Origin of the sequence: Bradyrhizobium stylosanthis (assembly GCF_001641335.1) — a bacterium.
GTDB classification, from domain to species: Bacteria; Pseudomonadota; Alphaproteobacteria; order Rhizobiales; family Xanthobacteraceae; genus Bradyrhizobium; species Bradyrhizobium stylosanthis.
Genome location: NZ_LVEM01000005.1, coordinates 385394 through 411482, shown reverse-complemented (window position 1 = coordinate 411482; position 26089 = coordinate 385394). Strand labels below are relative to the sequence as shown.

General features: G+C 64.6%; 19 protein-coding genes, 1 tRNA gene and 1 pseudogene. 14 read left to right on the top strand and 7 right to left on the bottom strand.

Annotated elements, in window-relative coordinates:
- Positions 1-230: 230 nt before the first annotated feature.
- The 4 genes from A7X65_RS33180 (at position 231) to A7X65_RS33165 (ending at position 6612) form a co-directional block, all read left to right on the top strand.
- Positions 231-5054, top strand: coding sequence for an NAD-glutamate dehydrogenase (locus A7X65_RS33180; protein ID WP_063693266.1), 4824 nt, complete (start codon positions 231-233; stop codon positions 5052-5054).
- A gap of 69 nt (positions 5055-5123) precedes the next feature.
- Positions 5124-5444: a hypothetical protein gene (locus A7X65_RS33175; protein WP_063693263.1), complete on the top strand. Its 321-nt coding sequence runs from the start codon at positions 5124-5126 to the stop codon at positions 5442-5444.
- Between the two features lie 211 nt (positions 5445-5655).
- A complete protein-coding gene (locus tag A7X65_RS33170) occupies positions 5656-6126 on the top strand; it encodes an aminoacyl-tRNA deacylase (protein ID WP_063693257.1) in 471 nt (156 codons plus the stop codon).
- Between the two features lie 69 nt (positions 6127-6195).
- On the top strand, positions 6196-6612 hold the full coding sequence (locus A7X65_RS33165) for a CBS domain-containing protein (RefSeq protein WP_063693254.1): 417 nt from the start codon (positions 6196-6198) through the stop codon (positions 6610-6612).
- A gap of 103 nt (positions 6613-6715) precedes the next feature.
- On the opposite strand, the gene A7X65_RS33160 is transcribed toward A7X65_RS33165, so the two are convergent.
- Positions 6716-7027: a hypothetical protein gene (locus A7X65_RS33160; protein WP_245324017.1), complete on the bottom strand. Its 312-nt coding sequence runs from the start codon at positions 7025-7027 to the stop codon at positions 6716-6718.
- Between the two features lie 278 nt (positions 7028-7305).
- Positions 7306-7944 (bottom strand): response regulator transcription factor, encoded by a 639-nt coding sequence (locus tag A7X65_RS33155; RefSeq protein ID WP_063693853.1) that lies wholly within the window; start codon positions 7942-7944, stop codon positions 7306-7308.
- Positions 7945-8232: 288 nt separating this feature from the next.
- Here A7X65_RS33155 and A7X65_RS33150 point away from each other — a divergent pair, with 288 nt between their 5' ends.
- A complete protein-coding gene (locus tag A7X65_RS33150; protein WP_063693251.1) occupies positions 8233-8598 on the top strand; it encodes a response regulator transcription factor in 366 nt (121 codons plus the stop codon).
- 1 nt (position 8599) lies between these two features.
- Here A7X65_RS33150 and A7X65_RS33145 read toward each other — a convergent pair whose 3' ends face one another.
- From A7X65_RS33145 to A7X65_RS33130, 5 genes and pseudogenes are all read right to left on the bottom strand, one after another.
- Positions 8600-13000 carry a trifunctional serine/threonine-protein kinase/ATP-binding protein/sensor histidine kinase gene (locus A7X65_RS33145; protein ID WP_245324016.1) on the bottom strand — a complete coding sequence of 1467 codons (4401 nt, stop codon included), beginning with the start codon at positions 12998-13000 and terminating at the stop codon, positions 8600-8602.
- A gap of 142 nt (positions 13001-13142) precedes the next feature.
- Positions 13143-13988 (bottom strand): annotated as a pseudogene (locus A7X65_RS43380) (serine/threonine protein kinase); the annotation flags it as partial.
- 473 nt (positions 13989-14461) lie between these two features.
- Positions 14462-15667: an ABC transporter substrate-binding protein gene (locus tag A7X65_RS33140; protein ID WP_208608640.1), complete on the bottom strand. Its 1206-nt coding sequence runs from the start codon at positions 15665-15667 to the stop codon at positions 14462-14464.
- Positions 15668-15929: 262 nt separating this feature from the next.
- Positions 15930-16006, bottom strand: a tRNA-Arg gene (locus tag A7X65_RS33135).
- Between the two features lie 320 nt (positions 16007-16326).
- A complete protein-coding gene (locus tag A7X65_RS33130; RefSeq protein WP_208608635.1) occupies positions 16327-17826 on the bottom strand; it encodes a sensor histidine kinase in 1500 nt (499 codons plus the stop codon).
- Positions 17827-18173: 347 nt separating this feature from the next.
- Between A7X65_RS33130 and rpmH the strand changes: the two genes are divergently transcribed.
- The 9 genes from rpmH (at position 18174) to dapD (ending at position 26071) form a co-directional block, all read left to right on the top strand.
- Positions 18174-18308: a 50S ribosomal protein L34 gene (rpmH, locus tag A7X65_RS33125; protein ID WP_008542748.1), complete on the top strand. Its 135-nt coding sequence runs from the start codon at positions 18174-18176 to the stop codon at positions 18306-18308.
- A gap of 27 nt (positions 18309-18335) precedes the next feature.
- Complete coding sequence (gene rnpA, locus A7X65_RS33120; RefSeq protein WP_063693249.1) at positions 18336-18746, top strand: ribonuclease P protein component; 411 nt, start codon at positions 18336-18338, stop codon at positions 18744-18746.
- Between the two features lie 16 nt (positions 18747-18762).
- Entirely contained in the window at positions 18763-20625 is a 1863-nt protein-coding gene (gene yidC, locus A7X65_RS33115) for a membrane protein insertase YidC (protein WP_063693247.1), read from the top strand.
- 167 nt (positions 20626-20792) lie between these two features.
- A complete protein-coding gene (gene yihA, locus A7X65_RS33110; RefSeq protein ID WP_063693244.1) occupies positions 20793-21446 on the top strand; it encodes a ribosome biogenesis GTP-binding protein YihA/YsxC in 654 nt (217 codons plus the stop codon).
- Complete coding sequence (locus A7X65_RS33105) at positions 21446-21814, top strand: DUF423 domain-containing protein (RefSeq protein WP_063693240.1); 369 nt, start codon at positions 21446-21448, stop codon at positions 21812-21814. The genes yihA and A7X65_RS33105 overlap by 1 nt, the downstream gene beginning before the upstream one ends.
- A gap of 239 nt (positions 21815-22053) precedes the next feature.
- Positions 22054-22941 carry an acetylglutamate kinase gene (gene argB, locus A7X65_RS33100; RefSeq protein ID WP_063693238.1) on the top strand — a complete coding sequence of 296 codons (888 nt, stop codon included), beginning with the start codon at positions 22054-22056 and terminating at the stop codon, positions 22939-22941.
- Between the two features lie 182 nt (positions 22942-23123).
- A complete protein-coding gene (locus A7X65_RS33095) occupies positions 23124-24110 on the top strand; it encodes a DUF1036 domain-containing protein (RefSeq protein WP_063693235.1) in 987 nt (328 codons plus the stop codon).
- Positions 24111-24304: 194 nt separating this feature from the next.
- Positions 24305-24997: a pyrimidine 5'-nucleotidase gene (locus tag A7X65_RS33090; protein WP_063693232.1), complete on the top strand. Its 693-nt coding sequence runs from the start codon at positions 24305-24307 to the stop codon at positions 24995-24997.
- 228 nt (positions 24998-25225) lie between these two features.
- Positions 25226-26071: a 2,3,4,5-tetrahydropyridine-2,6-dicarboxylate N-succinyltransferase gene (dapD, locus tag A7X65_RS33085; protein ID WP_018646792.1), complete on the top strand. Its 846-nt coding sequence runs from the start codon at positions 25226-25228 to the stop codon at positions 26069-26071.
- Positions 26072-26089: the final 18 nt, after the last annotated feature.

Genomic DNA, 26089 nt, shown 5'->3' with positions numbered 1-26089 from the left:
CCAATGGTTCGACGGCTGTCGGGCCGATCTCCGCCTCACCCGCGGTCGTCGGGATTTCAACGCGCCTCACAACAGCGTGCGCCTTTCGCTCCGGGATCGTAGTATTGTCGTCGGAAGCCGTCGGGGCTTCGAGACCGAAGAATTCGCGTTAACGCGCGATCGCGTGCGCTCGAAGAGATGCACTCCAGAAGCAAGCTGATGATCGCGGCTACGGTCCGACGGCGCGGCAAATGGAGGACATTATGGCGTGGCGTGACGACAACGCACGGGCAACCCTCATCCGCGATGCAGCAGGCAGCGTGCCGGCGGGCAAGAGCCCCCGGGCCTTTGCCGAGCCTTTGTTCGGCTACACAAATATCGAGGATCTCGCCAATTACGACGCCGCCTCGCTTGCCCTCCTGGCGGAGCAGGCCTGGGAGCACGTGCAGCGGCGCACGGCCGGCAGCGCCGACATCCGCGTCGCCAACCCGACATTGCCGAACGGGCGCGAGATTTCCGTGCTCGAGATTCTCAACGACAACATGCCCTTCCTGTTCGATTCCACCATGGCGGAGCTCGCCGAGCAGGGTATCGAAGTCACCCTTGTCGCTCACCCGATCATCGCCGTGGAGCGCGACGATGAAGGCAAGCTGCTGCGTTTCTACGGCGAGGCGCTGCCGGAGGGAGCAAGGGGCGCGCGCGAGAGCCTCATTCATCTCCACATCACGCGCCTGGACGCCGATGCCGATCGTCAGAAGCTGATCGACGGCCTCACCAGGACGTTGAGCGATGTCCGCGCCTGCGTCGCCGACTGGCGCGCGATGCGAGACCGCGTCGAGGAAGCGATCAAGACGTTCTCTTCCAATCCGCCGCCGCTGCCGATCGACGAGGTCGCCGAAGCCAATCAGTTCCTGCAATGGCTCTGCGCGGACAATTTCACCTTCCTCGGCGTGCGCGAATATCGCTTCTCGCCCGACAGCGACGCGTCGGACGACATTACGACCGGCGAAGGCCTCGGCATCCTGCGCGATCCCGACGTGAAGGTCCTGCGCCGCGGCACCGAAATGGTGGTGATGACGTCGGAAATTCGCGAGTTCATGCACGAGCCGACCCTGCTGATCGTCTTCAAGGCGAATGTCTCCAGCCGCGTCCATCGCCGCATCCGGATGGATTATGTGGGCATCAAGCTCTATTCGCCCGACGGCCGGCTCGAAGGCGAGTTGCGCGTCGTCGGCCTTTTTACCTCGGGCGCCTATACCCGCTCGGTACGGCAGATCCCCTATGTGCGCCACAAGGTGTCGCGGGTGCTGCAGCGCGCAGGCTTCGACCCGAACGGCCATTCCGGCAAGGCGCTGATGCATATTCTCGAAGACTATCCGCGTGACGAGCTGTTCCAGATCGACGTCGACACGCTCTACAATTTCGTCATCGAGATCCTGATCCTCTATGAGCGCCCGCGCGTCCGGGCGCTGGCGCGGGTCGACAAGTTCGACCGCTTCGTCTCCATCCTCACCTTCATCCCGCGCGACAAGTACGACACCGACGTCCGCACGCGCGTCGGAGCCTTCCTGGCGCAGGCTTACAAGGGGACCCTGTCCGCCTCCTATGTATCATTCCCTGAAGGCGCGCTTGCGCGCGTCCATTTCATCATCGGGCGTTATGAAGGCAAAACGCCTGTCGTCGAGGTCGCCACGCTCGAAGGCGGGATCAGCGCGATCGCCGCGACCTGGGTCGACAAGCTGAAGGCCGCGCTCACTGCGACGACCGACGGCATGCGGGCGCGCATGCTCACGAATCGTTATGCCCGGGCCTTTGCCGGTGGCTACACCGAAATTTTCAGCGCCGAGCAGGCCATCGCCGATATCGCCACCATCGAAAAGCTGACGCCGGCTCGCCCGGTCACGATTTCGGTTCACCGCTCCGAGGAGCACGATTCCAAGCACCTCGGCTTGAAGGTCTTTTCGGACGCCGCACCGCTCTCATTGTCATACCGCGTGCCGGTGATCGAGAATCACGGCCTTCGCGTGGTCGACGAACGCACCTATCAGATCGTGCCCGGTAACCGGCCGGAGCCGGTCTGGCTGCACGACATGACGATCGAGACCGGTGACGGCCAGCCCATCGAGATCACCCCGGAATTCAGCCAACGCCTGGAAGCCTCGATCATGGCGGTGGTCACCGATCGTGCCGAATCCGATGGATATAACGGGCTGGTCCTGCGCACAGCGCTCGGCTGGCGCGAAGTCTCGACCATCCGGGCGCTGTCGCGCTATCTGCACCAGATCCGCGCTCCGTTCACCCAGGATTACATGTGGGAGACGCTGCGCAAGAACGCCGCGATCACGGCCAACCTGGTCGCGCTGTTCCAGACCCGCCTCGATCCGCGCCTCGCCTTGACGGATCGCGAGCGTTCGGCACGCGAGGCGGCCCTCCTTGCCGAGATCGAGGAGCAGCTCAAATCCGTCGCCTCGCTCGATGAAGACCGCATCCTGCGCCGTTTCACCAATCTGGTGCAGTCGGCCATCCGCACCAATTTGTGGCAGGTCGGCCGGGACGGACATCCGCGGCCGGTGATCTCCTTCAAGTTCGACGCCCGCCGGATCGAGGACCTGCCGCCTCCCCGACCGCTCTATGAGATCTTTGTTTATTCGCCCCGTGTCGAAGGCATTCACCTGCGTTTCGGCAAGGTGGCGCGCGGCGGACTGCGCTGGTCGGACCGGCCGCAGGATTTCCGTACCGAAATCCTCGGCCTGGTCAAAGCCCAGCAGGTCAAGAACGCCGTGATCGTGCCGGTCGGCGCCAAGGGCGGCTTCGTGCCGAAGCGCCTGCCGTCGCCTTCCAATCGCGACGCCTGGCTCGTGGAGGGCACCGAAGCCTATCGCATCTTCGTTCGCTCGCTGCTCGAGCTCACCGACAATTTCGAAGACGATGTCGTCGTGCCGCCCGACTCGACGATGCGTCACGACGGCGACGACCCCTACCTCGTCGTCGCCGCCGACAAGGGCACCGCCACCTTCTCCGACATCGCCAACGCGATCTCGGCCGAGAAGAACCATTGGCTCGGCGATGCCTTTGCATCCGGCGGCAGCCAGGGCTACGACCACAAGAAGATGGGGATCACGGCGCGCGGCGCCTGGGAGGCGGTCAAGCGCCACTTCCGCGAGCTCGGCACCGACATCCAGACCATGCCGTTCACCGCGGTCGGCGTCGGCGACATGTCCGGCGACGTTTTCGGCAACGGCATGCTGCTCTCGCCGGCGACAAGGCTCGTGGCGGCCTTCGATCATCGCGACATCTTCATCGATCCCTCGCCCGATCCGGCCGTCAGCCTGGCCGAACGCAAGCGCCTGTTCGACCTGCCGCGATCGAGCTGGCAGGACTACGACAAGTCGCTGATCTCGCAGGGCGGCGGCGTGTTCTCGCGACAGCTCAAGGCGATCCCGCTCACTCCGGAAATGCGCACCCTGCTCGATCTGGACAAGCCGCAAGCCACGCCTTTCGAGGTGATGACGGCAATCCTGAAGGCTCGCGCGGACCTCTTGTGGTTTGGCGGCATCGGCACCTATATCCGCTCCTTCGGGGAAAGCGACGATCAGGTCGGGGACCGCGCCAATGATCCGATCCGCATCACGGGTGGCGATGTGCGCGCCCGGGTGATCGGCGAAGGGGCCAACCTCGGCGTCACCCAGCGCGGCCGCATTGAAGCGGCGCAGAAGGGCGTCAAGCTCAACACCGATGCCATCGACAATTCGGCCGGCGTGAATACGTCCGACGTCGAGGTCAATATCAAGATCGCGCTGGCGCGCCCCGAGCGCGAGGGACGTCTCAGCCCCACCGAGCGCAACAGCCTGCTCGCGACGATGACCGACGAGGTCGGCGCGCTGGTGCTGCGCAACAACTATCTGCAAACGTTGGCGCTCTCGCTCGCCGAGCGCAAGGGCGTGGCCGAGACCGGCTTCCTCACCCGCCTGATGCAGTCGCTCGAACAGCGCGGCTTGCTCAGCCGCGCGGTGGAGTTCCTGCCCGACGACGCCGTGCTCGCCGAGCGCACACGGCGCGGCCAGTTCCTGACGCGGCCCGAGCTTGCCGTGCTGCTCGCCTACGCCAAGCTCACCCTCTACGATGACCTGCTGCTGACCGGCGTGCCGGACGATCCTTATCTCGCCCGCAGACTGTCCCTGTATTTTCCGCGCGAGCTTGTCGGCAAGTTCCCGGCCGCGGTCGAACTCCATCGCCTCCGTCGCGAGATCATCGCAACCAGTCTTGCCAATGCCGTGATCAACCGCGGTGGGCCGGCCTGCATCGTGCGCCTGACCGACGAGACCGACGCCGATATCCCGACCATCGTCATGGCGCAGGTGGCGGTGGACGCGATCTACGAGCTGAGGCGGCTCAATGACGCGATCGACGCGCTCGACACCCGCATCGACGGGCAGTTGCAGCTCGGCCTCTACGCGACGATCCAGGACCTTTTGATCTCCCGCATGGTCTGGTACGTGCGCAATGTCGATTTCAAGGACGGCCTCGAGGCGGTGATCGGACGCTTTGGCCCGGGTGTCCGCGAGATCGCGGCCTCCCTCGACACCACCCTGCCGCCGGACCTGCAGGCCGCGCGCGGCAAGCGGCGCCAGGAACTCACCGATGCCGGCGTCCCGGCCGGCCTCGCCGGCGAGCTCGCCGATCTCGACGCGCTGATCGCGGCACCCGATATCGTGACGATCGCCGAGCGCACCGCGCGCGCCATCGGCGATGCCGCCGCAACCTTCTTCGCCGCCGAGGCGAATTTCCGTCTCGACCGCATCATCGCCGCCGCGCGCAGCGTGCCGGCGAACGATTATTTCGAGCGCATGGCGATCGATCGCGCCGTCGAGCAGATCGCCGGCGCCGAAAGAAGGCTGGCCGCAGATATGCTGGCAACCGGCCAGTCCGGCCATGCGGCCGTCGAGACATGGCTCGCGGCTCACCCCGAAGCGACGCGTATCCGCCGCTCGGTCGAGGAAATTGCCGCCAGCGGCCTGACGCTCGCCAAGCTGACGGTGGCGGCGAACCTGCTGGGGGATCTGGTCAAAGCCTGAGAGTGTGCGAGGCAGCGAGGTAAAAGGTGCAGTGACAGCGCAGGATGCAGCCGTGAATGGAGGAATCCAATGATCCACGCCACTTGCCATACCGCCGACAACGTCCGCTGCATCGAGTTCGATGCCACACCGTGGTTCAGCGAGGCTGATGCGCCGAGCATTATCGATCTGGCCCAACGCGGCTGGACCAGCACGGCGATTGCGGATTCCCTCGAGCGCCGACGAGGGTACGAACGCCTGCACGACCTCGTCGAGTATGCGGCGAAGCGACTGCAACCGGAATCCCTGGAGGACCCGACCTGGGACACATTCGAGTGTGTCGTCGATGGACCCGAGGCCGTCGCCTGGCTCGAGAAGAACCGGCCCCACATTGTGGCAAGGATCCGGTAGGCCACCGTAAGCGCAGCAGAGGCCGCAATGGATCGGCTGCCTCGCGATCGAAGCGAAAATGGCGCGCCCCGGAACGATTTGAAGGCCCGACCCAATTGCGGCATTCGAGGGCGAGGCCTATGCTGACGTCCGGCAATCACGCGGCCGCCCAACGTGCGGCGGGGGCAGCCTCACGGTGGATGGCTCGCATACCCATCCGAAAGGTAGCGCCATGACCATTGCCCCCACACTCCACCGATACCTGGCTGCCGAGAACATCCAGTACACCGAGATCCCGCACGTCTTCACCATGACGTCCGCGCGCACGGCGCAGGCCTGCCACGTCCCGGGCGACCGTTTCGCCAAGGCGGTCGTGTTGCGGCATGACGGCGGCTATATGCTCGCGGTCGTGCCGGCGTCGCACCATCTCAACCTGCCGGACCTGAAGGAGAGGCTCGGCGCGGATCTCGTGATGGCGAACGAAACCGAGATCAACCGGCTGTTCGCGGACTGCGCGCATGGCGCCGTTCCGGCGGTAGGCCGGTGTTACGGGCTCGATCTCATCGTCGATGACAGCATCCGGGCGCAGCCCGAGATCTATATCGAAGCCGGCGACCACGAGACGCTGCTGCAATTGACCCACGCGCAGTTCGAACGGCTGACGGCCAATGCACCGCATGGACGCTTCAGCATGCACGATTGACGCAGCGGTCGCGCCCGGTTCGTTATATAATCGCGTTACGGGGGCTGCGTTCGCAACGGAGGTCCTCCCATGAAGGTCAAGGACGTGATGCACAAGGGCGTCGACTGGGTCAGCCCGGACACCCCGATCACCGAGATCGCGAAGTTGATGCAAGGGCACGACATCGGCTGCATTCCGATCGGCGAAGACGACCAGCTGATCGGGATGGTGACCGATCGCGACATCGTCTGCAAAGGCCTCGCGAGCAAGAGCTTCAACGCGCGCATGACGGCGCGGGACGTGATGACCGAAGGCATCCATTGCTGCCGGGAAGAAGACGATCTGGCGAAAGCCATACATCACATGGAGACGCTGAAAATCCGCAGGCTGCCCGTGATCAACAAGAGCAAGCGGATGGTCGGCATGATCAGCCTGGGTGATGTCGGCCAGTTCGCCACCGCCGATGTGGTGAGCCAGTGCGTCAAGAGCGTGTCGGCCCATCATTGACGGCAACCGCCACGTCCGCGCCGGAACTTCGTCGCATCGCTCGCAAGCTTCGCTGCCGGCGAAACGCAGCAACTGCGCAACTCATCCTGAACTAGTTCTTGGATTAGTTCTTGGCGTTCCGCATCTTGCTCGCTCCCCTGAGCGGGATCGCCGGTGGCGGAGCTGGATTCGCCCAGCCCGTCATCTGCAAACAGGTGAGCAGATCGACATAGCTTGGTATTCCCGCTGCCGCAGCCTCGCCTTCGCAGCTTTCGCGCGCAGGCCCCGGAACGGTCAGCCAGGCCGAACTGAGCTGTTGCTGTGCAAGCGTCTCGTCACGTACGCATTCGCCGGCGTCCTGCGCCAGGGCGAGTCCCGACGCTTTGTCGTCAGCGGAAACGTCCCTGCACATGGCTTCCACGTTGAAGACGGGCATGCGGTCCGAACCGGCATCGCGGGCTGGCCAAGAAGCGGCAGGACCAAAAGCGCTGCTTTCATGAGATCCTCCCTCAAATCGGGTTGGAGAAGACCAGACGCTAAGCCTGGTTTGTTTCCGGCTCGCTTCATCCGGCCGGCAAGGGGTTTCATCCCTGCCCCCGGCGGCGCATGGTGGACGTTCCGAGGGACGCAGCGATGCCGTGCGGCGAGCGAGATCGGCGCCGACCTCAACGCCTTCGCGGCCAAGTGCAAGGAGGTGCTGGCGGGCCGGTGACGTCAGCTCGCGCGCGAGGCCACATTTGGCAGCAGCTTGAGCCTGGCCGCGATGCGGCCGAGTTCGAGCAGCGAGCCGGCCTGCATCTTCTGCATGGCCTTGCTGCGATGAACCTTCACTGTGGCCTCGGCGATGCCGATATCGAAGGCGATCTGCTTGCTCAGGCGGCCGTGAGCCACCAGGATCACGATCTCGCGCTCTCTCGGGCTCAACGACTCGAAGCGCTCCTTGAGGACGGCCAATTCCCTTTCGCTCTCGCGCCGCGCGCGATCGCGAGACAGTCCAGTCTGGATGGCGTCGAGCAGCTCCTGGTCGCGCACCGGCTTGGTGAGAAATTCGATCGCGCCGCGCTTCATGGCCTGCACTGTCATCGGGATGTCGCCGTGCCCGGTGACGAAAATGATCGGGATCTCGTTGTTGGCCTCGGCCAGCTCGCGCTGGAGATCGAGGCCGCTCTGGCCGGGCAACCTGACGTCGAGCACCAGGCAAGCGGGACCATCAGGGGGATCGGAACTGAGAAACTCCGGTATCGACCCGAACAGCTGGGCATTGACGCCAACCGATCGCAACAGCCGTCCAATCGAAGCGAGGACATGCGGATCGTCGTCGATCACCAATACGGTAGAACTTGCGGAAGACATCGTATCGCTCGGATTCACGACAAATCTCGAAGACCACTGCGCACGAATTCTAGCTCCAATCGGTAAAACTGGCCAGCCCAACTTGCTCGAGACGATCAACGACGGGCATTTGGACACAGTTCGCAGCAATCCGTCCGTGCCTGCAAACCGCGCAGAATTCGCGCAGGCTAAGCCAAAGTTTAGGGGGCCCGGCGCTGAACTCGTGGCATTATCTGGACTTCTGGTCCCATTTCACGGAGCGTGTCTGGCCCCCACCAGGCGGGTTAGCGAAGTGCCACAGGCCCGCATATGAAACAACAGCTGGTATCGATCGTTGAGGACGATCGATTTTTTCGGGAGTCGATGGAAAGACTGCTGAGGTCGCTTGGCTACAAGGTCCACGCATTCCCGTCCGCCTCCCAATTTCTCTCATCGCCTCATCTCGGCGAAACGGCTTGTCTTATCGCCGACGTCAACATGCCCGGGATGACCGGACTTGCGCTCTATAAGCAGCTTGTCGACACAGGCCGCAGAATTCCAACGATCCTCGTCACAGCGTTTCCGAATGACATTGACCGCGCGCGAGCGCTTGCCGACGGGGTCGCGCTTTATCTGGCCAAGCCGGTCGACCATTCGACTCTCACACAGTGCCTCAGCGAAATTCTCGCCCCGTGAATTACCTCCCGATAGCCAACTCCTCTTCGGCGTTGGGTAGTGTGAACCGGAACACGGCGCCGCGCGGCTCGTTGACCGACGCCCACAGCTTGCCGCGATGTGCGTCGATGATGGATCGGCAGATGGCGAGCCCCATCCCCGTCCCGCTGGGCTTGGTGGTATAGAACGCCTCGAAGACGCGCTCGATATGCGCGGGATCGATCCCCGGTCCGGAATCCCGGACCGCCACGACGACCCCGGTCGACTCACGCTCCGTGCTGATGAGCAGCTCCCGCGCGGCCGGCTCGACCGAGCCCATCGCTTCCACTGCGTTGAGGATCAAGTTCAGCATGACCTGCTGCAATTGAACGCGATCTCCCTGGACGGGAGGCAATCCATCGGCAAGCCGGATCTCGGCCAGGACGCCGCTGCGCACCGTCATGCTGCGCGCGAGCGCGGCCACCTCGGCAATCGCCGCATTGAGATCGAAGCGATCCTTTCGCGGCGGCGATTTCCTGATCTGCTCGCGAATCCCGCCGATGATATCTCCGACCCGATCGGTATCCGATACGACCGAGGTGATCGCCTCGATCGCCTCGCCCAGATCAGGCGGCGCCATCTCCAGAAAATTCTGCGCCGCGCGCGCATTGTTGCGGGCACTCGCGATCGGCTGCGTGATCTCATGCGCCAGCGACGCCGCCAATCCTCCGAGCATGCTGACACGGTTCATGTGGGCGAAATCGGACTCCAGCTGACGCAGCGCGTCTTCGGCGCGCTTGCGCTCGGTCAAATCAAGGACGAAAGATACGCCCTGGTTGCCGTTCTCCTCGAAGGTCGTGGCGCCGACGAGGACAGGCACGCGGCTGCCATCCCGTCTAAGGTATTCCTTCTCGTAGGGCTGTGCGACGCCGGTCTTTTTCAGATCGTCGACGCCCCGCGCGCTGCGATCGCGCCATTCCGGCGGCGACAGGCCGGTCCACAGCATGCGGCCGTCGGCAAGGTCCCGACGGTCGTAGCCGAGCATGCGGAGGAAGGCGTCATTGGCCTCCAGGATCCGGCCATCGAAATTCCACATGAAGATTCCGATGATGCTGGAGTCCGCCAGCCGGCGGATCTTGGCCTCGCGCTCTTCGAGGTCGCGGTAGAGCCTGGCATTCTCAAGCGAGATCGCAGCTTGCGAGGCGAGCAGCTTCAGAACCGCGATCCGCGCCGGCACGAAGGCGCGGGAGCTGAGATTGTTCTCGAGATAGAGCACGCCGATCAGCTTGGTCTGATTGATCAAGGGCAGGCAGAGAACCGAACGAGCCTGGTGCTGATCGATGTAGGGATCGGCGACAAACGGATTCCGGGCCGAGGCGTCGTCGAGGAGCACGAGCTCGTGCGTGCGCTGGACATAATGGAGGATCGATTCCGGTAAGGCAGCCGCGCTGACGGCAACATCGCTCGACTGCACGACAATGGCGTCGTCGCGGGTCCTGGCCTCTGCAGCGATCCGCAATTCGCTGCCGAACGGCAGCAGCAGCAGCCCTCTCTCCGCGCCGGCCTGCTCGATCGCGGAACGCATCAGCGTGTCGAGCAGCTTTCCAAGCACGATCTCGCTCGAAGCCGTCTGCAGCACGTTGGTCACGGTGGCAAGGTCGAGATACTCGACCGGCACGCCGAAGGTGCTTGTCGGGCTCCTCGGCTGTTGCTCCCCTGCGAGTTCGGGGTGCTCCTCGTCGAGCTGCATCACCTTGGCGACAGCACCCCAACGGACATAGCAGTGCCGGGCATTGCGAAGATAGGCGTGCGCGCTCGTCTCCAGACCCAGCGTCGTGTAGAAATGCGACGCGATCTCATTGGCGATCGCCTCGTTGTGGACGAAGCCGTTGGCGCGGGCGAGCCTCACCGCGCGCTCGTAGAGATCAATCGCCTCGCGGTCCCGTCCTCGCAACCGGGCGATCTCCGCTCCGACCAATGCGGCGCGGTGCTCGAAATTTTCCGGGCAATTGCCGGACCATTCCTGAAGCTGACGATGGTGGGCGGCCAATGCGTCCAGATGCGCGTCGCGCTCCGCTTCGCCGGGCGCGCCGCAAGCAGCCGCCCGGGCCAAGGCCGCATAAAAATGATACTCCGCTCGCTCGAAGAACGCGGGCGATGTCCAGAGAAGGCGTTCCGCCTGTGCGGCCGCGATCATCGCGGCGGCATGGTCACCGGCGAGCACGCGGGCTTGCAGCTTCCGGATCCAGTACCAGCAGGCGGCCAGCGCGAGCCGCGAGTCCGCAGCCAGATGCTGCTCGAATCCCGCCTCGTCAAACCCGTCCTCATCGAAGCAGCCGAACGCCGGCGTCAGTCCGCGCAGCGTCCGGATCAACTGACGCTGCCCGGTAATTCGATCCACGACAAGACCGAACCGGGATTGTCGCGCGAAATCGAGCCCTGCGTCGGCCGCGCGCTGCACCGCATCGAGCGGATCGCCGCAGGCCAGAAGATGCGTGACGAAGTGAGTCCGGCTAAAGGCTCCATAGGTGAGATCGCCGGCGTCGTGCGCCGCGTCCAGGGCCTGCTGCAGCAGCTCGCGGCTGGTGCGGATGTGCTTCGTCCATGGAATGATGTGGTGCCCGAAGGTCACGTAGATGCGCGCCTTGAAGCGATCCAGCCCGAGCTGCGTCACCAGCTTGAAGCCGAGCTCACCGAAACGGAACGCTGACCTGTAGTCGTTGAAGCGGCGACCCAGCACCGTGCCGAGAATGGCATAGCCGTAGCCCGACGCATCGCTGTTGCCGTGCTCCAGGCTCGTATTGGCCATGCGGCCAATGACGAGGCAATAAAGGTTCTCGTCGGTGTACAGCGCAGGCGTGATCGCCGCGGCGAGCACCTCCATGGTCGCTTTCCAGACAGGGGCGTCCATTTGCGGCAGCTCGAACAGCGCCTCGATCGGACGCGAACCGATCTGCTGCCAGATGCGCTCGTACTCACGCTCGACGTCCTCGCTCGCCGGATGGGCCGACCAGGTGATGTCGACGCCGCGCAGATAGTCGAGGGTGACCTCGACGCTTCGGTCGCTGCGATCGAGGGTCGTGTAAAGCTCGATCTGCAGACAGGTGATCGCAGCGCGGTCGAGTAGATCGCCGGCGCGCGCCGACAGCATCGCCAGGCGGCTTTCGGCGTCCGCGAGCGCTCCAGTCAGGAACTCGCATTCGGCGCGGTTCAGCGCGAGCGCAAAAGCGACGTCGGGCCGGCTTTGCCAGCCCTGGTCACCCAGAAGTGCTTCACCGGCGACGAAATACCCCAACGCCGAATTGCTGGCCATCGTGGCTTTGGCCCGCTTTCCCGCGAGCAGATTGAGTTCGGCCAGCCGCTCACGCTCCTCGACCGAGGTCAGAAGCGCCGCGCCGCGGTTGAGGTGGCGAACGATATCGAAGACGGATTCTTCGGTCGCCGTCACCGCCGCGCGGGCCTCAAGCAGGCGGCCGATCCGCAGATGCTCCTTTGCCAGATTGCTTTCGGGGATGAGACCGTAGCCAGCTTCCTGGACACGGTCGTGCACGAACCTGTAGAGCCCGTCTGAATGCACCACCAGTCCGGCCTGCATCGCGGCCCACATCGCAACGTCGACGGCTGCTTCGTCCTGATCGTGAACCGTGGCCAGCGTGCCGGCCGCCGCCTTGTTGCCGAGGCAGGCCATGAGTTGCAGGACGCGTTGCGTCTCCACGGGCAGGCGCTGCAGCTTGCCCAGCATGAGGTCCACCACGTTTTCGGTGTAACCCTTGTTCTGGATGCGCTCGAGCTCCCAGGACCAGCGCCTCTGGGCGTGATCGAACACGAGCAAACCCTCTTCAGCGAGCGCCGTGAAGAACTCGACGGTGAAGAAAGGATTTCCGGCGGTCTTCTCGTGCACGAGCCGGGCCAGCGGCGAAACGAACCCCGGCTCGGAGCGCAACGCATCGGCGATCAGCCGTTCGACATCACCTAGCCGGAGCGGGCTCAGCACGATCTCCTGCACACGCCCGCCGGCGTTACGAATTGCCGCCAGTCGCCGCATCAGCGGATGCGTATCCGTGACCTCATTGTCGCGGTAGGCGCCGACCAGCAGCAAGTTGCGCAAATCGGATTGGGTCGCCAGATATTCGAGGATATCCAGCGTCGCGATGTCGAGCCATTGCAGATCGTCGAGGAACAGCGTCAGCGGATGCTCCGGACGTGCAAACACGCCCAGCATCCGGGCGAACACCAGCTGGAAGCGGCGCTGCGCTTCCTGCGGCGGCAGCTCGGAGACGGGTGACTGCGGTCCGATCAGCGCCTCGAGGATCGGTACCAGATCCACCATGAGCTGGCCGTTCGGGCCGAGCGCCTCCCGCGTCGCGCCAAGGCGCCAGCGCGGCATCGCTTTTGCCCAGCAACGATCGCACCAGGCTGTGGAGCGCCTGGGCGAGCGTCGCATAGGGGATGTCACGATTGTACTGGTCGAACTTGCCCGCGGCGAACAATCCGCGGGGCAGCACCAGCACCTTGTGCAGCTCATTGACGACCGACGACTTGCCTATCCCCGAATAGCCGGAGACCAGCACGAGCTCGGCCGCACCGCTGCCGGTCGCCCGATCGAATGCGGAAAGCAAGGTCGTGATCTCTCGTTCGCGACCGTAGAGCTTTTCAGAGATCAGCAACCGGCCGGGCGTGTCCTGCTGGCCCAGCGGAAATTCGTCGATGATGCCCTGACGCTGCCAGTCGGCCAGGCAACGTTGCAGATCCTGCGCAACGCCGGCAGCGGTCTGGTAACGCTCCTCCGCGGTCTTGGCGAGCAGCCTCATGATCACGGCCGAGACCGGGCCGGGCACGGCCGGCGAACGTTCGACGGGCGACAGAGGCTGCCGCGCGATATGACAATGCACCCACTCCATCGGATCGGTGGCGGAGAAGGGCAAGGCGCCGGTGCAGCACTGGTAAAGCGTAATCCCCAGCGCGTAGAGATCGCTGCGCGCGTCGATCGATCGATTCATCCGGCCGGTCTGCTCGGGCGCCATGTAGGCAAACGTACCGGCGATCACCTCGGGCGGAGCCGGCACCTGGCGTTCGCGCGGCAGGCGCGAAGCGATGCCGAAGCCCGTCAGCCACACTTGTCCAGTGTCAGGATCGTAGAAGACGTTGGCAGGCTTGATGTCCTTGTGAATGATCCCGCGCTGATGCAATCCGTGCAGAGCGGCCGAAAGGTTGATCGCGAGCCGCAGGAATTTTTCGACATCCATCGCTTGCGCAAGATGCCTGTCGAGGAGCTCCCCGCCGGGATCTTCGAGAACGAGCATCGTCCGCCCGGCTTCGCGACTGAGCTCGATGGGCCTGACAGCCCATGCGCGATCCAGCTCGTCCCTCAGCTCGTATTCATGCACGAGACGATCGAGAACTGCGCGTGCCGGGTGCTCGACCGCGGGCATCGCGATCAAAATTGCAGATTGATCAGGGCCGCTTCGCCGCACCCGCCTGTACAGGACGCGATCGGCGCCTTGCGATAAAAGCTCGAAACCACCAAGCCCATCGGCCCTGAAGACATCAAACGGCAGGCCGCTTACAGGCGGAGTAACGGTCGAAGACATCCAGGCACCCCTCTGGTGCGCGTCCGATCCTCTTCCCCCTGCCGGCCGTTCGCATTTTCGCGACCAATACGCTCGCCCTTGGCCAGGTTGCGCAATGAAATGGATGCACGAAATCGGACAGCAACCTGCCCGACGGTGTGAGGTTAGGCCGCACCAACGCGCCACGATATACCGATCAATCGCGTCGATAGAAGCAGCTCGCCGTGCGAACTGACGATCACCGTGCGAAAATGAAATTTATCGGTAGAACGTGCAAAGGCGCCCACCCGGTGCGCCAGCGCATCTTCCGGCCTGCTTCGTCCCGAGCAGACGCGTCAGCGCGCAGCGAGCGGACAGCCGCCGTCTTTCAGCGCTTGAAAAGCCTGATCGCCCGGGATGGTCTTCATGATATTGTAGTAATCCCAGGGCCGCTTGACGTCGGCCGCCGATTTCACCTCGGCGAGATACATGTCGTGGACGAGCCTGCCGTCCACGCGCAGCGGGGCGTTCCTGGCATAGAAATCGTCGACCGGCAGCTCGCGCATCTTCGCCATCACGGTCTTGGACTCGTCGGTGCCCGCTGCGGCAATAGCGCGCAGATAATGCCGAACCGCCGAGTAGATGCTCGCCTGGACCATCGTCGGCATGCGCCCCTGGCGATCGAAATATCGCTGCGACCACGCGCGCGTTTCCGGGGTACGATCCCAGTAGAACGCCGTGACGAACTTCAGCCCCGCGGCTGCCTCGATGCCCATGCTCTGGACATCCGATAAGAACACCAGAAGGGCCGCCACCGATTGACGTCCGGTGATGCCGAATTCTTTCGCCTGCTTGATGGCAGTGACCATGTCGCCGCCGCTGTTCGCGAGCGCGATCACCTTCGCGCCGGACGCCTGCGCCCGCAGAAGATACGAACTGAAATCCGACGTATTGAGCGGATGCCGCACGCTGCCGAGCACTTTGCCGCCGGCCGACCGCACGGCGTTCGCGGCACTCTCCTCCAGGGAATGGCCGAACGCGTAATCGACGGTGACGAAGAACCAGGTGTCTCCGCCTTGCGCCACGATGGCCTTCGCCAGGCTGGTGGTCAGCGCATAGCTGTCGTAGACCCACGACGCCGACGTTTCGGTGCAGGATTTCCCGGTGAACGCCGTGCTGCCGACGGCGCCTGCGATCACGATACGATTTTGATCCGCGGCGAGTTGCTGCACGGCGAGCGCGACGGCGGAATTGTCGAACCCGATCGCCATGTCGACCTTGTCGACTTCGAACCATCTGCGCGCAATGGCCGCACCGACATCAGGCTTGTTCTGGTGATCGGCGAAGACGACCGAGATCGGTTTGCCCAAAACCGTACCGCCGGCATCTTCGACGGCCATTTTCGCCGCCGCCACCGAGCCGGGTCCGCCAATGTCGGCATAAAGACCGGATTGATCGTTCATGACCCCGATCCTGACGACGTCATCCGAGACTTGCGCCCGTGCCTGCGCGGCTGCCAAAGCCATCAGGCTCCCGATCATCGCGGCAATGAATCGATCGATTCGCATCTGGATCGCTTTCGACAATGAGAGCTCGCGCGCAGGAGCGGCCGCCTCTTGCCAAGACCTTATCCAGCAACGTTCGGCATCAACAGACGAGAGATGGCGATCGAGCCAGATGATCCGGCGAAAACGAAAATTGAAAAGGAAAGCTGGTCGCTGACACACTGACGAGGGCTGTTGCCGCGCCCATGGCGGATCTGCGGCAACACGCGATAGCGCGCCCGGATGGGACCTGGGACAAACTCGGGAAATCAGAGCCGAATGGCGCGCCCGGAACGATTCGAACGTCCGACCCTCAGATTCGTAGTCTGATGCTCTATCCAGCTGAGCTACGGGCGCGTTTTTCGCTGACAGTGCGGGCATGACCCACACGCGGCCCCCGGCAAGGCCGGAGGGGGTGCGAAAGAGCGCTCTGACTAACCGCTCTTGTCCCGATTGGCAAGGTCCGGGATGCGGAGATTTTGCAGGGAGATGACAGTTGCTTTGTCATTCCGGGATGGCCCGAAGGGCCAGGCCCCGGAATCCATAACCCCAGCCGGTGGTTATGGATTCCCGGGTGCGCAGCCGCGCACCAGAGCTCGCGACTTCGTCGCGCCCCGGAATGACAAGATAGAAGGGGCGCAGGGCCCGGAAATGCGCCAACTCGGCCACTGGCCGACCTACGCCCTCTGCCGCTCGTTGCGGATGGAGAGGAGTTCCACGGGGCGGTCGGGGATGACGATCCGGAAAGTGGCGCCGATGGTGCCTTCGACCAGGTGGATGTCACCGCCATGGGCGCGGACCAGCTCGGCGGCGATCGCGAGGCCAAGGCCGCTGCCACCGGGGCGGCCGGAGGTCTGGAAGGCCTCGAACAGGTGTTCCCGCGTCTTCTGGGGCACGCCGGGGCCGGTATCGGAGACCTCCAGGATGGCGACGGCACCCTCGCGTTTGCCGGTGATCCGGATCTGCTGCGCCCCGCCATCGCCCGTCGCGTGGCTTTCCAGCGCCTGGGCGGCGTTGCGGACGAGGTTGAGCAGCACGCGGAACAGCTGGTCGGGATCGGCATCGACCGCGAGCCCGCGCTCGATCGCGGCGACCCAGACGATCGTGGCATCGCTGGCAAGGCCCGCGGTCTCGCGCACCTCCAGCACCACGGGCTCGATCAGGATCATGCGGCGGTCGGGCGCGGCTTCCTGGGCGCGGCCATAGGACAGCGTCGACTGGCAGAAGGCGATGGCGCGCTCGAGCGAGCGCACGAGCTTCGGCGCAAAGCGCTGCACCCGCGGATCCGGCACGCTGGCGAGCTGGTCCGACAGCAGCTGGGCCGACGCCAGCAGATTGCGCAGATCGTGGTTGATCTTGGACACCGCGAGGCCAAGCGCGGCGAGGCGGCTCTTCTGATGCAGCATCGACATCAGGTCGCGCTGCATGTCCGACAATTCGCGTTCGGCGACGCCGATCTCGTCGCTGCGCTGGCTCGGAACGATGATTCCCGCCGAACTTTCAGGGTTTTCGTGGAAACCGACCAGGCTCGCAGTCAGCCGCCGCATCGGCCGCACGAAGAGATAATGGAGCGCGAGATAGACGAGGCCCGCGGTCAGGACGCCGATGATCAGCGCGACCACCACGACGTTGCGCGAGAAGCGGTACATCGACTGCCGCAACGGCAGTTCGTCGGTCACGATCTCGACGAACTGGGCATTGCCGACGCCGGGACCGACGATGCGGATGGCCTGGTTGCCGGTCTCCAGCATCATCTGGAACGAGCCGGTGATCGCCTCCCAGGCGGTCATGTCGCGCAGGTCGACATCATGCTCGATCGCGGCCGGCAGATTGTCGCTGGCGAGCAGCCGGCGCTGCTGGCCCATCTTGATGGCGACGGCGCGCGCATTGATGATTTTCAGGATCTCGCGCGAGAGCGAATCGGGAACCATGCCGAGCGGGGCAGCATCCAGCACCAGCGCCGCCGTGTTGGCGGCCGCGACGCGGTCGTTGAGGCGGTTGACCCAGAAGTTGGCGATGGCGGGCACGTAGAGCAGGATGGCCGCGATCATCACCAGGGGGACGGTGAGCAGCAGCAGCTTGCCCGACAGGCCAAGACCGTCCGGCCCACGCGGCCGCGCGACGGGCGGGTCCCGCTGGTCCAGATCCTGGCCCGACTGGAGGTCTGTCGCCGCCACGAAATTCGCCCTCGCTGCCTTGAAGAATGAAGGATGCGGTCCGCCCAAGCCCCGGTCAAATTACGGATCGCTAATCTGCCGAGGTGGGATGTAAGCGCTGATAGGGCGAGTCGCCACCTTCAGAGTTAAAAACCCCGCACAAACAGCGATATTCACTGGAATCGTGCGCTTGTGCGGCGTTGACGAAAACAAGACGCTCCCTTATAAGCCGCGCAAATTGTCCGCGATGACCCGGTGTGACGCCGGGAGCGGCTCTCTTGGGGCCGAAAAGGGCCCGTTTGGGCCGCATCTTCCGGACTTTACCATCAATTCTACAGGCAAATTGCCCGGTCAGCGGAGAAAAACCCGTGAAGCGGACTTATCAACCCAGCAAACTGGTGCGCAAGCGCCGTCACGGTTTCCGTGCCCGTCTCGCCACTGCCGGCGGCCGCAAGGTTCTCGCCGCTCGCCGCGCCCGCGGCCGCAAGCGTCTGAGCGCCTGAGCCGGACCCCCTTTTTGGGATTTCATCATGGATCGGCTGAGGCAGCGGGCGGATTTCCTCGCCGTTGCCAATGGCGCGCGGGCGAATAGTCCCGCGTTCGTCCTGCAAAGCTGCGGCCGCGACGATTTCGGCCCGATCCGGATCGGTTTCACCGTCACCAAAAAGAACGGCAACGCCCCCGAGCGCAATCGCATCCGGCGCCGGCTTCGCGAATTGGTGAAGCGGCTCGATCCGGTGTCGATGCAGCCCCATCATGATTATGTACTGGTCGGCCGAAGGGACGCGCTGTCGCGCGACTTCGCCACCATGCTCGACGATCTGCGCATAGCCTTCTCGAAGCCCGCGCGGCATACGGCCAGGGGGACTCACAAGGGACCCCCGAAGGGACGTGGCCAGAGGCCAGACGCCACTGCCCCTGCCAGCCGCAAACCGGATTGATGACGAGACATTAGAGATGACCGACAATCGCAATACCATCCTCGCCGTCATTCTGTCGGGCCTCGTCCTGATCGCCTGGCAGTATTTCTACAACGTGCCGGCGATGGAGAAGCAGCGCGCCCAGCAGCAGGCGCAGGCCGAGCTGCAGAAGACCACGCCGCAGCCGACCGCCTCCGCAACGCCGGGCGCGACGCCGCAGGCCGGCGGCGCGCAACCCACGACGCCCGGTGCGAGCCAGCAGAGCCAGCAGAGCCAGCAGCCGGTCGTGGCCCGTGACGCCGCGATCGCCGCCAGCCCGCGCGTGAAGATCGACACGCCGCGCCTCGCCGGCAGCGTCTCGCTGAAGGGCGGCCGCATCGACGACCTCGCGCTGGTGCAGTACCGCGAGACGGTCGACCCGAAATCGCCGCCGATCGTCCTCTATTCGCCCTCGGGCACCGCAGAACCCTATTACGCCGAGTTCGGCTGGGTGGCCGCGACCGGCGTGACCGCGAAGATGCCCGACGCCCAGACCGTCTGGCAGCAGGACGGCAGCGGCAGCCTGACGCCGACGACCCCGGTCGTGCTGAAGTGGGACAATGGCGACGGCCTCACCTTCCGCCGCACCATCTCGGTCGACGACCATTATCTCTTCACCATCAAGGACGAAGTGAGCAATGTCGGCAACGCGCCGGTCACGCTCTATCCGTTCGCGCTGATCTCGCGCCACGGCGCGCCGCAGGTCTCGGGCTACTACATCCTGCATGAAGGCCTGATCGGCTATCTCGGCGACGAGAAGCTGCAGGAATACGCCTACAAGAAGGTCGACGAAGCCAAGCAGGTGAACTTCAACAACGTCACCAATGGCTGGCTCGGCATCACCGACAAGTACTGGGCGTCGGCGCTGCTGCCCGACACCAATGCCAAGCTGCAGGCGCGCTTCTCGTCGAACCCGTCCGGCAACCTTCATACCTACCAGACCGACTACCTGCTCGACCCCGTCACCGTCGCGATCGGCGGCAGCGCGACCGCGAATGCGCGGCTGTTCGCCGGCGCCAAGGAGGCCGGCGTCGTCGGCGTGTTCCCGTTCGCCGGTCTCGGCGGCTACAACAAGGAGCTCGGCCTCAACCACTTCGATCTCTTGATCGACTGGGGCTGGTTCTACTTCATCACCAAGCCGATGTTCCTCGGCCTCGACTTCTTCTACCGCTTCTTCGGCAATTTCGGCATCTCGATCCTGCTCGTGACCGTGATCGTGAAGCTCTTGTTCTTCCCGCTGGCGAACAAGTCCTACGCCTCGATGGCGAAGATGAAGTCGATCCAGCCGCAGCTGCAGGCGCTGAAGGAGCGCTTCCCCGACGACAAGGTGAAGCAGCAGCAGGAGATGATGGAGATCTACCGCAAGGAGAAGATCAATCCGGTCGCCGGCTGTCTTCCCGTGGTGATCCAGATCCCGGTGTTCTTCTCGCTCTACAAGGTGCTGTTCGTCACCATCGAAATGCGGCACGCGCCGTTCTTCGGCTGGATCAAGGACCTCTCGGCGCCGGATCCGACCAATCTGTTCAACCTGTTCGGGCTGATCCCGTTCGATCCGACGACGATTCCCGTGTTCGGCCATTACCTCGCGCTCGGCATCTGGCCGATCATCATGGGCATCACGATGTGGTTCCAGATGAAGCTGAACCCGACGCCGCCGGATCCGACGCAGCAGATCATCTTCAACTGGATGCCGCTGATCTTCACCTTCATGCTGGCCGGCTTCCCGGCGGGCCTCGTGATCTACTGGGCCTGGAACAATCTGCTCTCGGTGCTCCAGCAGAGCTTCATCATGCGCCGCAACGGCGTGAAGGTGGAGTTATTCGACAATCTCAAGGCGACGTTCGCGAGGAAGGCGACGTAGCCGTCCGATACTGTCAGGCAAGTGCCTCCACAGCGTCATGCCCGGGCTTGTCCCGGGCATCCACGTTTAGGAGGGGGCCCGGCAGAGCGACGTGGATGGCCGGGACATCTGTGCGAAGACGCGCTTCGCGCTTTTGCCCGGCCATGACGCGAGGATAGACTTTTCAGATGACCGACAAGTCAGACGACAGACTGATCGAGGCCGGGCGAAAACTGTTCGCGCGGGACTGGCAGTTCATCTGGGCCTCGCCGTCGATCGCGACGCTGCCGCCGATGGACGGGCTCGAGGTCGCCTTTGCCGGCCGCTCCAATGTCGGCAAGTCCAGCCTGATCAACGCGCTCACGGGCCGCAACGCGCTGGCGCGCACCTCGCATACGCCGGGCCGCACCCAGGAGCTGATCTTCTTCGAGGTCCCCGGCAAGAAGGACCTGCGCCTCGTCGACATGCCCGGCTATGGCTATGCCAAGGCGCCGAAGAGTCAGGTCGCGTCCTGGACCGAGCTGATCCACAAATTCCTGCTCGGCCGCGCCTCGCTCGCGCGCGTCTATGTTCTGATCGACTCGCGGCATGGGCTCAAGGACGTCGATCTCGAGATCCTGAAGACGCTCGACCGCTCCGCCGTCAGCTACCAGATCGTGCTCACCAAGGCCGACCAGGTGAAGGCCGGCGAGCTAGAATCGCGCATCGCCGAGACCGAGGCGGCGCTGGCCAAGCATCCGGCCGCATTCCCGAGCGTGCTCGCGACCTCCTCGCGCAGCTCGACCGGCATGGAGAGCCTGCGCGCCGCGATGGCAAAGCTGCTGGAAGAGCGGGCTTCGTGATGGTGGCGCACCGCCTGCTGATTGGGCTTGCCGGTTTGATGGGCGCCGCCGGCGTCGCGCTGGCGGCGGCATCCGCCCACGGCGCAGATGCGAGCCGACTCGCCTCCGCCAGCGCCATGCTGCTGTTTCATGCAACTGCCATACTTGCGGCGATCGGATTGCTCGCGCGCGGCCTTCTGCACGGCGGAATTGGCCTCGTTGCGGCAGCTGGCTTCGTGATCGGTGCCGCGCTGTTCGCGGGCGACCTCACCTTGCGGCAATATGCCGGCCACGCGCTGTTTCCGATGGCGGCGCCGACCGGCGGAACGGTGATGATCCTGGGCTGGCTGGCGGTGACGCTCGCGGCAGTGGTGGCGCCCAACAAATAGGGCCCCCTCTTCCTTCTCCCCTTGTGGGAGAAGGTGGCGCGAAGCGCCGGATGAGGGGTCTGTCTCCGCGTCCGACGCTACGAGAGGGTCACTCGCGGATAGAGACCCCTCACCCGTCTCGCCGCTACGCGGCGAGCCACCCTCTCCCACAAGGGGAGAGGGGAAGAACGCACACTTTGCGCCGCGCCCGCCAATCGGATAGAACGCGGCCCGAGTATCCCGCCAGCGAGATCCGTGACATGACCGACATCTCCCCGCTCGACCAGGCCCGCATCCTGTCCGAAGCGCTGCCGCACATGCAGCAGTATGACGAGGAAACCATCGTCATCAAGTATGGCGGCCATGCCATGGGCGACGAGGAGACCGCGAAGAACTTTGCCCGCGACATCGTGCTGCTGGAGCAGACCGCGATCAATCCAGTCGTCGTGCATGGCGGCGGGCCGCAGATCGCGACCATGCTCAAGCGCCTCGGCATCGTCTCGGAATTCGCCGCTGGCCTGCGCATCACCGACGCCGCGACCATCGAGATCGTCGAGATGGTGCTCGCCGGCTCCGTCAACAAGCAGATCGTCGGCTACATCAACGAAGCCGGCGGCAAGGCCGTGGGGCTGTCCGGCAAGGACGGCAACATGGTGAAGGCGTCGAAGACGACGCGCACCATCATCGATCCGGGCTCGCATATCGAGAAGGCGGTCGATCTCGGCTTCGTCGGCGACCCCGAGAAGGTGGACCTCACCCTGCTCAACCAGCTGATCGGCTACGAGCTGATCCCGGTGCTGGCGCCGCTCGCGACCTCGAAGGACGGCCAGACGCTGAACGTCAACGCCGACACCTTTGCCGGTGCGGTGGCCGGTGCGCTGAAGGCCAAGCGCCTGTTGCTGCTCACCGACGTGCCGGGCGTGCTCGACAAATCGAAGAAGCTGATCCCTCAGCTCTCGGTCAAGGACGCGCGAAAACTGATCGCCGACGGCACCATTTCCGGCGGCATGATCCCGAAGGTCGAGACCTGCATCTACGCGCTCGAGCAGGGCGTCGAGGGCGTCGTCATCATCGACGGCAAGATGCAGCACGCGGTGCTGCTCGAGCTCTTCACCAACCAGGGCACGGGAACGCTGATCCACAAGTGATGCGGGAGCGGACAAAGAAAGCCGTCATGGCCGGGCTTGTCCCGGCCATCCACGATCCTTTGTCCCGCGCCAAGAACGTGGATGCCCGGCACTCGTCTGCTCAGACGCGCTCCGCGCTTTTGGCCGGGCATGACGAGCGGAGAGTCCGACGCCCCCGCCGCTCCCCCCTCACCCGCTTCCTGATGACGCTGCCGGCCGCGGCCGTCTCGTTCCTGTTCTCCTCGGCGCCCGCCTTGGCCGACCTCAAGATCTGCAACCGCATGTCCTATGTGGTCGAGGCCGCGATCGGCATCGACGACAAGGCGGCGACCGCGACGCGCGGCTGGTTCAGGATCGATCCCGCCACCTGCCGCGTGGTGGTGCAGGGCACGCTGAGCGCGGACCGCATCCTGCTCAACGCCCGCGCGCTCGGCATCTATGGCGCCTCCCCGATCCCGCAGAACGGCAACGACATGCTGTGCGTGGCGCAGGACAATTTCGTCATCGCCGCCGCGCGGCAATGCCGCAGCGGCCAGACGCAGGTCGCCTTCACGCAGGTGACGCCGACACAGGGCGACGACGGCAACCTCGTCACTTATCTTGCCGAGGATTCCGAATATGACGACGAGCAGGCCCGGCTCGCCGGCATCCAGCGGCTGCTGGTGATCATCGGCTACGACGTCGGCGCGATCGACGGCGTCGACGGGCCGAAGACGCAGGCCGCGCTTGCTGCGTTCCTGAAGAGCCGCGGGCTGTCCGCCGACACGGTGTCGTCGCCGAATTTCTTCAAGACCATGGTCGATGCGACGCAGACCCCGTCCGCAAGCGGCCTGACCTGGTGCAACGACACGCCGCACAAGGTGATGGCGGCGATCGCCACCGACGACGGCAAGTCCGTGACCAGCCGCGGCTGGTACCGTATCGATCCCGGCAAGTGCCTGCACCCGGATGTGAGCGGCCAGCCGAAGCAGATCTTCAGCTTCGCCGAAGCGATGGATGCCGACAACCGCGTGATCAAGCTGAAGGACAGGCCACTGAACTGGGGCGGCGACAAGCAGCTCTGCACGCGCGAGACCAAGTTCGAGACCAATGAGCAGACCGATTGCGGCGCACGCGGCTTTGCGGCGGCCGGCTTCGGCGCGGTGGACATGAGCAGCGGCGGCAAGACGCTGCGGTTTGCGGTGCCGTGATGGTGGCGCCATGATCAGCAGGCAAGCAGCGACATGCTCCGCTGTCGTCCCGGCGAAGGCCGGGACCCATAACCCCAGGGAGTGGTTGTGGCGCGAAGCAGGTTGCCCCGAGTCTTCGCCAAACTCCTTCCTGGGGCTATGGGTCCCGGGCTCGCGCTTCGCGCGCCCCGGGACGACGAGTTGAGAGAGACGCAATGACCTCCCCCCGCACCTTTGGCCACGTCGACACCTGGGTGTTCGACCTCGACAACACGCTGTATCCGCACCACGTCAATCTGTGGCAGCAGGTCGATGCGCGGATCGGCGAGTTCGTGTGCAACTGGCTGAGCGTCGGTCCTGAGGAAGCGCGAAATATCCAGAAGGACTATTACCGCCGCTTCGGCACCACCATGCGCGGCATGATGACCCTGCATGGCGTCTCGGCCGACGACTATCTGGCCTATGTTCACAAGATCGACCATTCGCCGCTGGAGCCGAACCCGCAGCTCGGGGCCGCCATCGCAAAACTGCCGGGGCGAAAGCTGATCCTGACCAACGGCTCGGTCGACCATGTCGATGCGGTGCTGGCGCGGCTCGGCTTCGCCGGCCATTTCGACGGCGTGTTCGACATCATCGCCGCCGGCTTCGAGCCGAAGCCCTCGCCGCAGACCTATCAGAAATTCCTCGTCGACCATTCGGTCGATCCGACCCGGGCCGCGATGTTCGAGGACCTCGCCCGCAACCTCACCGTCCCCCACGAGCTCGGCATGACCACGGTGCTTGTGGTGCCGGACGGGACGAAAGAGGTGGTGCGCGAGGATTGGGAACTGGAAGGCCGCGACGCGGCCCATGTCGACCACGTCACGGACGATCTGGCGGGGTTTTTGGGCGGGTTGTCGCCGCAGTAACCGCCGTCGTCCCGGCCTAGTGCGCAATTGCGCACGGGGGGCCGGGACCCATAACCCCAAGAGATCATTGGACGCGGGGAGCCCACTCCGAGTCTTCGCCAAATTACACCCTGTGGGTATGGGTCCCGGCCTTCGCCGGGACGACCAGGGAGCCTTGACTCTCCCGCCCCAAATCCCGAAAAAGCGCCCAATCCCATCAAAATTCCCTGATACGAAGAGGAAATCCCGATGTCCCTGTCCGCCCTCGAATCCACCATCAACAGCGCCTTCGACGCGCGTGACGGCATTTCGACCTCGACCAAGGGCGAGGTGCGCGAGGCCGTGGACCAGGCGCTGGAGACCCTGGACAAGGGCGAGGCGCGGGTCGCCGAGCGCGGCGCCGACGGCAAGTGGAAGGTCAATCAGTGGCTGAAGAAGGCCGTGCTGCTGTCCTTCCGCCTCAACGACATGGACGTCATTGGCGGCGGTCCCGGCAAGGCGAGCTGGTGGGACAAGGTGCCCTCGAAGTTCGAAGGCTGGGGCCCGAACCGCTTTCGCGACGCCGGTTTTCGCGCGGTGCCCGGCGCCGTGGTGCGCCGCTCGGCCTTCATCGCCAAGAACGTCGTGCTGATGCCGTCCTTCGTCAATCTCGGCGCCTATGTCGATGAGAGCACCATGGTGGACACCTGGGCGACCGTCGGCTCCTGCGCGCAGATCGGGAAGCGCGTGCACATCTCCGGCGGCGCCGGCATCGGCGGCGTGCTCGAGCCGCTGCAGGCCGAGCCCGTCATCATCGAGGACGACTGCTTCATCGGCGCGCGCAGCGAGGTCGCCGAGGGCGTGATCGTGCGCAAGGGCGCGGTGCTGGCGATGGGCGTGTTCCTGGGCGCCTCGACCAAGATCGTCGACCGCGAGACCGGCGAGGTCTTCATGGGCGAGGTGCCGGAATATTCGGTGGTGGTGCCCGGCGCGCTGCCCGGCAAGCCGATGAAGAACGGCCAGATCGGCCCCAGCACCGCCTGCGCCGTGATCGTCAAGCGCGTCGACGAGCGCACGCGCTCGAAGACCAGCATCAACGAGCTGCTGCGGGATTGAGACTCTCTCCTCTCCCTC